We start from the raw sequence: 6,388 nt of genomic DNA, 5'->3' as shown, positions 1-6,388 counted from the left end.
AGAGTAGCTTCTAGGCGGCAACGATATTAGATGGGGTTTATTGAGCGTTTACAAAATAAAAGACATAATGAGTAAGAATGTTGTCACAGTGGAATTGGATGACAATTTAAAAGTGGTAAAGGAGTTGTTTGATAAAACGAATTTCCATCACCTTGCGGTCGTTCATGACGGGAAATTGTATGGCATCATTTCGGATAGAGATTTGCTCAAGTCGATTAGTCCGAATATAGGCACTATGGCAGCTACAAGTAAGGATATGGCGACACTCAATAAAAAAGTTCACCAAATTATGACTCGACAACCTATAACGTCAGATGAAGAATCATCAGTCTATGATGCCATACGTATTTTCAATAAAAATAACATATCGTGCATACCGATTGTTAGGGATGGCGAGTATATCGTTGGCATGGTTTCGTGGCGTGATATTTTAAGAAATATTGAGAAAACGATGGCACCTGAAATTGGTTAGAAATGGAAGCTGAGACTAGAATCCTATATGACCTCGATGGGCTTCACGGCAAATTATTTTATATCACGAGTTTAGCCGATCTCAATTTATGGGCGACATCGCATTACCATCGATCAAGTTGAGATTGAGTCCGGCTACCTTCGTTTGTTGGGAGATTTTTATGGGATTGAGCTGGAAGCTATTGATTCTGTTCACATTCATAACGGTATTCCCTAAACCTTGAACCGCATGCCCATCGCTATAGAAGCCCGCGCACCTTATTGAGGTCTTGCTCGCTGGGATCGCCAAGCAGTCGTACTCGTACTTTTACGCATAGTCTTTTTACTAACGAGGCGTTTTAATCGTATTTGCGCTAGAGGTTTGCGCATACACGCCTGAGGCGAAGCAGGCGTCTAAGCGGTGGCTTCCTTGCCTTTTCCACCGCTCCGTTTCGAATCAAGCACCGTGGTGGCTCGCCCGTCATGTGCGAGAAATCGACGTTGTCGACAAGGGTCGACTGCGGCAAGCCAGGGATGATTTGACGTGAAACTTCTCAGCCCGTCCAACAAGCTAGATACAAAGGTGGCGCCCTATACCGAGGCGAGGCCGAATAAGACAGCTTCTGTAGTGACATCCGAGTACCGCGTATACTGGTATCACACCCTGCAATTCCGAATCGTTGCCAGCTTTCTGGCGCTATTCCTATTTATTGTGCTGATCTTGGCTGTGGTAGCCCAGACACTGGGTGAGGATCTTATCCAACAGCAGGCTCAGTCCAAGGTCTCAGATGCCGGCGTACAAGTGCTGGCAGAGCTGGAACGCCGCACCCTGATGGCATCGACACTGGTGAAAGCCATGGCCAATTTGGCGCTTGAAGCCTACGATGGTCGCGTTGAGCTGTCAGCCATTCGGGAAATGCTGGATATTCCCAGCGGGAATCTTATCGCCGGCGGCGGAATCTGGCCGGAGCCCTATAAGCTGGATGCCGACAGCGAGCGCAAGAGCTTTTTTTGGGGCCGAGATGCGAGTGGCACACTGCTTTTTTATAACGACTACAACCTGCCCGGCGGGCCGGGCTATCACAACGAAGAATGGTACGTTCCCGCCCGTTATTTAGCGCCCGGCATGGAATATTGGTCGGAATCCTATATTGACCCACACACACTTCAGCCCATGGTTACCGTCTCTACGCCGATTCACCGCGATGGAGAGCTGCTGGGCGTTGCCACTGTGGATTTGCGTCTAGAGGGCCTGCGGGAAATCCTTTCGGCTGCGACTCGAGAGTTTGGCGGCTATGCGTTTGCCGTTGACCGCAACGGCCGTTTTCTGTCTTTTCCGAACGACCTTCTGGCCCGCAGTGCAGAACAGCGTAGCAGCGGCGGTAGCCTTGTACCCTATATGCTGATGTCGGAGCTTGCGCTCAAGCAGTCTGCCTATCAGGACTTGGATAACCTCATGGCGCGGCAGATTGGCGACTTTCTGCACAATCGAGACAACTCTATTTCAGTCACTAAGCTGGCTAAACAACTTGAGCGGGAAAGCTATCAGATATCTCGGCAGGAGGCAGAATTGATTGCCGCTGCCATACTTGATAACAACCGCTATCGCAGCGCCACTCCAGTAGTAGCGCACGCGGTGTTAGCAAATGACTACCTGCTAAAGGACAATGTCTTTGTCACCGTGACCACAATGCCGAGCACATTTTGGCAAATTGTTACCGTCATGCCCGACGCGGCGGCGCGTCTGGATGCTGTTCGCGTCATCAATCGTATGAGCATGGTAGTGCTGCTCTCTGTGACCTTGGTCATCCTGCTGGCCTCCTTGCTGGTCAGGCATCAATTGACGGCGCCACTGCGCCAGCTCACGACGCAACTGCGCTGTAAGCTAGCCAGCGATAACCCGCAGACGCCGTTGTTGAAAACTAACGATCGCGGTGAGCTGGGTGCGTTGACTCACTTGTTTAATCAGCAAACTGAGTTGCTGATGCAAAGCCAGAATCAGATTGAGCAGCTCGCCTTCTACGACGCCCTCACCGGGCTGCCGAACCGGCGAATGCTTAGAGACAAGCTCCAAGAGTATTTTCAGTCTTCTCGCCGCGACCACCGCTTTGGTGCTGTGCTGTTTTTGGATCTCGACCAGTTCAAGCATATCAATGACTCATTGGGGCACAGTGTCGGCGATAGCGTACTGGTGCAAATCAGCGAACGCCTGCGGCGCGGGCTGCGTGGGCAGGACACCATTTTCAGGATTGGCGGTGATGAGTTTGTCACATTGATATTAAATGGTGATAAAGACCAGAGCGTGGCGGTCACTCACGCCAGTGAAATGGCTGCCCGAATCATCACCCTAATGGCCGATCCCATTCTTCTTAATGATAATCTCTACCATATCTCCGCCAGTATCGGCGTCAGTGTGTTCTCCGGTGATCGCTACAGCGTGGAGGATGTCCTCAAGCAGGCTGATACGGCCATGTACACGGCCAAAAATAACGGTCGGAATACCTACCGTTTCTTTGAGAGCAGCATGCAGCAAGCCGTTGACCAGCGCCTGAAAATAGAAAAGGAGCTGCGGATAGCCATTGAGACTAATGAGTTGTTGCTCTACTACCAGCCCCAAGTGGATCAACACGGCCGGTGCCACGCCGTGGAAGCCCTAGTCCGCTGGAGACATCCCCAGCGAGGCATGGTCTCACCGGCGGACTTCATCCCAATCGCTGAGGAAAGCGCGCTGATTAACGCCATGGGGCGATGGGTATTCAGGGAGGCCTGCCGTCAATTTCGCAGCTGGACTGAGCAGGGAATCGAACTCGACCATATCTCAGTAAACGCCAGTCCCCGTCAGTTTCAACAGGGCGATATCGTAGCCGAAGTGTGCTCGGCATTACATGAATTCGGCGTTCCGGCCAATAAGCTAATGCTGGAAATTACCGAGGGCGTGATCATGGATCACGGCTGCAATGCCATTGCGAAAATGATGGCGTTAAAATCTATGGGAGTTCGTCTATCGGTCGACGATTTTGGTACCGGCTATTCCTCCTTGTTCTATCTCAAGCAACTTCCGCTGGATCAGTTGAAAATTGATCAAAGCTTTGTGCGCGATATTGCTACCGACGAAAACGATTTGATCATCGTTGAGACCATCATCTCCATGGCCCACCATTTGCGCCTAGGCGTCATTGCCGAGGGCGTGGAAACCGAAGAGCAGTGCCGCTTGTTACAGGAACGGGGTTGTCAGAGTTTTCAGGGTTATTATTTCAGTAAACCCATGAGCGGGGATGAGCTGGCCAAGTGTCTTCAACGTGCTACCGAAGAAGCCGATGCCAAACTCAGATTGGTGGTGAGCTCCGGTCTCGATAAGCTGCCCTAGTGTGGTCCTAGGAAAAAGACAATTAGCTTTTTAATGGATCGCCTTTTTTTTGGCGACTTCTAGGGTGAGGCACATGGTGTCGAATAAATTAGTCGCCCGGCAGGCCGAAACCAATGCTTGTAGTTTGTCTACAAAGTGTTTCGACGCGAAGGTATCGAGTAAAAGGTAATCACTCCGCTCATCTGGATACCCGATCGGAGCTTGTACGACGAGATACCACAACGAATCCATGTCGCGGTTTTCACCGCCGTCTCACTTTTATAACTTGTCTATCCGTCACAATAAAATCTAGTGGGATATCCCAGTGATCAGTCGGCAGTGAGTTAACTTCTTGGCAGTGATGAGCGAGACCAATCATGATGGGTTTTCGCACTTTATATGTTCGTTTAAAGGCAAAAGCGCGGTCGTAATATCCACCGCCCATGCCGAGACGTCGGCCATGTTTGTCGAAGCCCGTTAAAGGCAAAAGCACAATATCTAGTTTGCGCGGCGCTCGCGGCTGCCGGCGCAAGCCTGCGGGCTCGCCAATACCATATCGATTTGGGCCGAGTGCTTGACGGGGGTGGTAGGGGTAAAACGCCATGCTATTACTTGTCGCCGACCGAGATATTTTAGGTAGATAGCAGTGCTTTGCATTTAGTTTGGCGAAACGTAAAAGCGGTGCCGGTGAGATTTCACCATCGCTGGCAATATAGGCGGCGATGTGACGAGCACAGCGGAATGCGGGCAGCCGAATAAGGCGTTGCGTTGACTGCTTGGCGGCGATGGTTTGCTGATCTTCGCTGAGACTTTGGCGTCTAGCGCGAAGTTCGCGTCGCAATTTGGATTTAAGGGTGGCGTTCATCTAGAGCAGTATAGCGTCGACACAATAAATTGTGATGATTTAAGCAGGATGTGCGGGAGGTGTAAAAAAAGGCCCCAAGATACCGCCGGCTACGTGGCCCTTGAACCCAGCGGTTCAAGGTGGAGTTCTCCGCGAGATTTTTAGGCTTTCCGACAAGCGGACATGCACACCAATCTCGGCTAGAGCCCTCCGGGGGGAAAAGCATCGGCTCAGGGGTCTAAGCAGCCTAGCTAATATCCCAGGGTGTAGCTAAGTATACCGCTTGGCTTTGGCTAATAACAGGGTAGACCTATAAGGGGATGTGCTTGTTTACACTAGCTGATATCAAGCTGCCGGCAGCGCTGCAATGTTTGTTCAACTTTGTCGCTAATGCGGTTAACGGTTTGGTTTTCTTCTTCTGTGGGGGTGGCATTTTGTTTGGCTTGCAGCATTTCGTAGCTAATGTTTAATGCCGCCATGACGGCAATGCGCTCTAGACCAATAACTTTGCCCGAGGTGCGGATGCCGCGCATTTTTTGGTCTAGAAACTGGCCAGCCTGCATCAATGCGGCTTGCTCTTCTGGTGGGCACGCCACCTGATATTCTTTATCGAGTATTTTTAAGGTGATGGTGTTGGTGCTCACGACTCTTTCTCCAGTGCGCGCAGACGCTGAATCATGGACTCAACTTTCGCGCGGGCGATATCAGTTTTTTCGATCAGTTGTTCGCGCTCAGTACGCCAGTGTAATGCGTCTGCTTTTAATGCACGATTTTCTTTGTCGAGTTGTTCGCACAACTGGACAATTTCATCTACTTTTCGTTCCAAAAGTTGCAACTGTCGCTGATCCATCTTGAGATTGCGTCCGTTTATAGAAAGATATTGGATAATAGTAGATTGGCCTTGATGGGTGGGTCAACGTAATTAAGTGAGGCCGCTCCGTCATGGCACTTTACAGATGGATGGTGACACTGCCGTATCTAGCCGGCACGCTAACATGGGTGGCAAGCGCTAGGCCTTGTAAAGGTGCTAGCTTGATAAGTGCATTGATATTCGATTTTATCGCGCTGCAGCGCTACCATTGCCGGCTACTGATGTATTGATGGATTTAACGACATGACCGCCAGCTTAGAACACGACGATCTTGCTAATTTATTTTTGAGTTTGGGGGCGCTGCAGCCGCCGGCTGAATTGCACGGCTATGCAGCGGGGTTCGTCTCGGTTGGCGGACGTATTAGCGCGGATGCGTGGCTTAAGCACTGTATCGATTTGCTGGATTGTGAAAATCCCGATCCCGAGCAAAGTGACGCCTTATATAGGGTGTATACCGCTGCGCTGGACAGCATGGAGTCTGGCGAGATGAGCTTGGATTTGTTGTTGCCGGACGATGAGTTCGATTTGGATCAGCGTATCGCGAGTTTGGGGCAGTGGTGCCAAGGCTATCTGACGGGGTTTGCGATGGCAGGCAAGCAGCAGAGTGTGGATAAGCAAAAAACCTATTCGGCTGATCTGACCGAAGCGATTAGCGATATTGCCGCAATCGCCCAAGTATCGGCCGATGAGCAAACTGATGAAGACGGGGAGCAGGATTATTTTGCGGTCTGTGAGTATGTGCGAGTGGCCGCGATGACCATCTTTATTGAGTGTAATGGCGGCGAGGTGTCCGCCGATGACGGCGATACACCGCGCTTGCACTGATTTGCATTGCCGCAAGTGCAATGCAGCGCTCAGTCTAGGCGCTGCTGTGATA

General features: G+C 50.9%; 7 protein-coding genes and 1 other RNA gene. 3 read left to right on the top strand and 5 right to left on the bottom strand.

Annotation, left to right across the window (positions count from 1 at the left end; translation table 11 throughout):
- The first annotated feature begins 67 nt into the window (after nt 1-67).
- Nucleotides 68-472 (top strand): CBS domain-containing protein, encoded by a 405-nt coding sequence (locus AAC007_RS10695; RefSeq protein WP_339676648.1) that lies wholly within the window; start codon nt 68-70, stop codon nt 470-472.
- 522 nt (nt 473-994) lie between these two features.
- Nucleotides 995-3,817, top strand: coding sequence for an EAL domain-containing protein (locus AAC007_RS10690; RefSeq protein WP_339676645.1), 2,823 nt, complete (start codon nt 995-997; stop codon nt 3,815-3,817).
- Between the two features lie 30 nt (nt 3,818-3,847).
- Here the strand turns inward: AAC007_RS10690 and AAC007_RS10685 are convergent, their stop codons facing one another.
- The 5 genes from AAC007_RS10685 to AAC007_RS10665 form a co-directional block, all read right to left on the bottom strand.
- The gene (locus tag AAC007_RS10685; RefSeq protein WP_295874884.1) at nt 3,848-4,048 is read right to left on the bottom strand and encodes a hypothetical protein; all 201 of its coding nucleotides are present in this window, start codon (nt 4,046-4,048) and stop codon (nt 3,848-3,850) included.
- A 10-nt stretch (nt 4,049-4,058) separates the two neighbouring features.
- The gene (locus AAC007_RS10680; RefSeq protein WP_339676642.1) at nt 4,059-4,661 is read right to left on the bottom strand and encodes a 5-formyltetrahydrofolate cyclo-ligase; all 603 of its coding nucleotides are present in this window, start codon (nt 4,659-4,661) and stop codon (nt 4,059-4,061) included.
- Nucleotides 4,662-4,728: 67 nt separating this feature from the next.
- A non-coding RNA gene (ssrS, locus tag AAC007_RS10675) (6S RNA) lies at nt 4,729-4,909 on the bottom strand.
- 66 nt (nt 4,910-4,975) lie between these two features.
- Nucleotides 4,976-5,284 (bottom strand): cell division protein ZapA, encoded by a 309-nt coding sequence (locus tag AAC007_RS10670; RefSeq protein ID WP_219042837.1) that lies wholly within the window; start codon nt 5,282-5,284, stop codon nt 4,976-4,978.
- Entirely contained in the window at nt 5,281-5,490 is a 210-nt protein-coding gene (locus tag AAC007_RS10665; RefSeq protein WP_219042836.1) for a TIGR02449 family protein, read from the bottom strand. The genes AAC007_RS10670 and AAC007_RS10665 overlap by 4 nt, the downstream gene beginning before the upstream one ends.
- Nucleotides 5,491-5,754: 264 nt before the next feature.
- Here AAC007_RS10665 and AAC007_RS10660 point away from each other — a divergent pair, with 264 nt between their 5' ends.
- A complete protein-coding gene (locus AAC007_RS10660) occupies nt 5,755-6,336 on the top strand; it encodes a UPF0149 family protein (protein ID WP_339676638.1) in 582 nt (193 codons plus the stop codon).
- The last annotated feature ends 52 nt before the right edge of the window (nt 6,337-6,388 follow it).

The sequence above is a fragment of the uncultured Zhongshania sp. genome (assembly GCF_963975605.1).
Classification (GTDB): domain Bacteria; phylum Pseudomonadota; class Gammaproteobacteria; order Pseudomonadales; family Spongiibacteraceae; genus Spongiibacter; species Spongiibacter aquimaris.
Note: the sequence above shows the minus strand (reverse complement) of the source record. Positions and strands in the feature narration are given on the sequence as shown.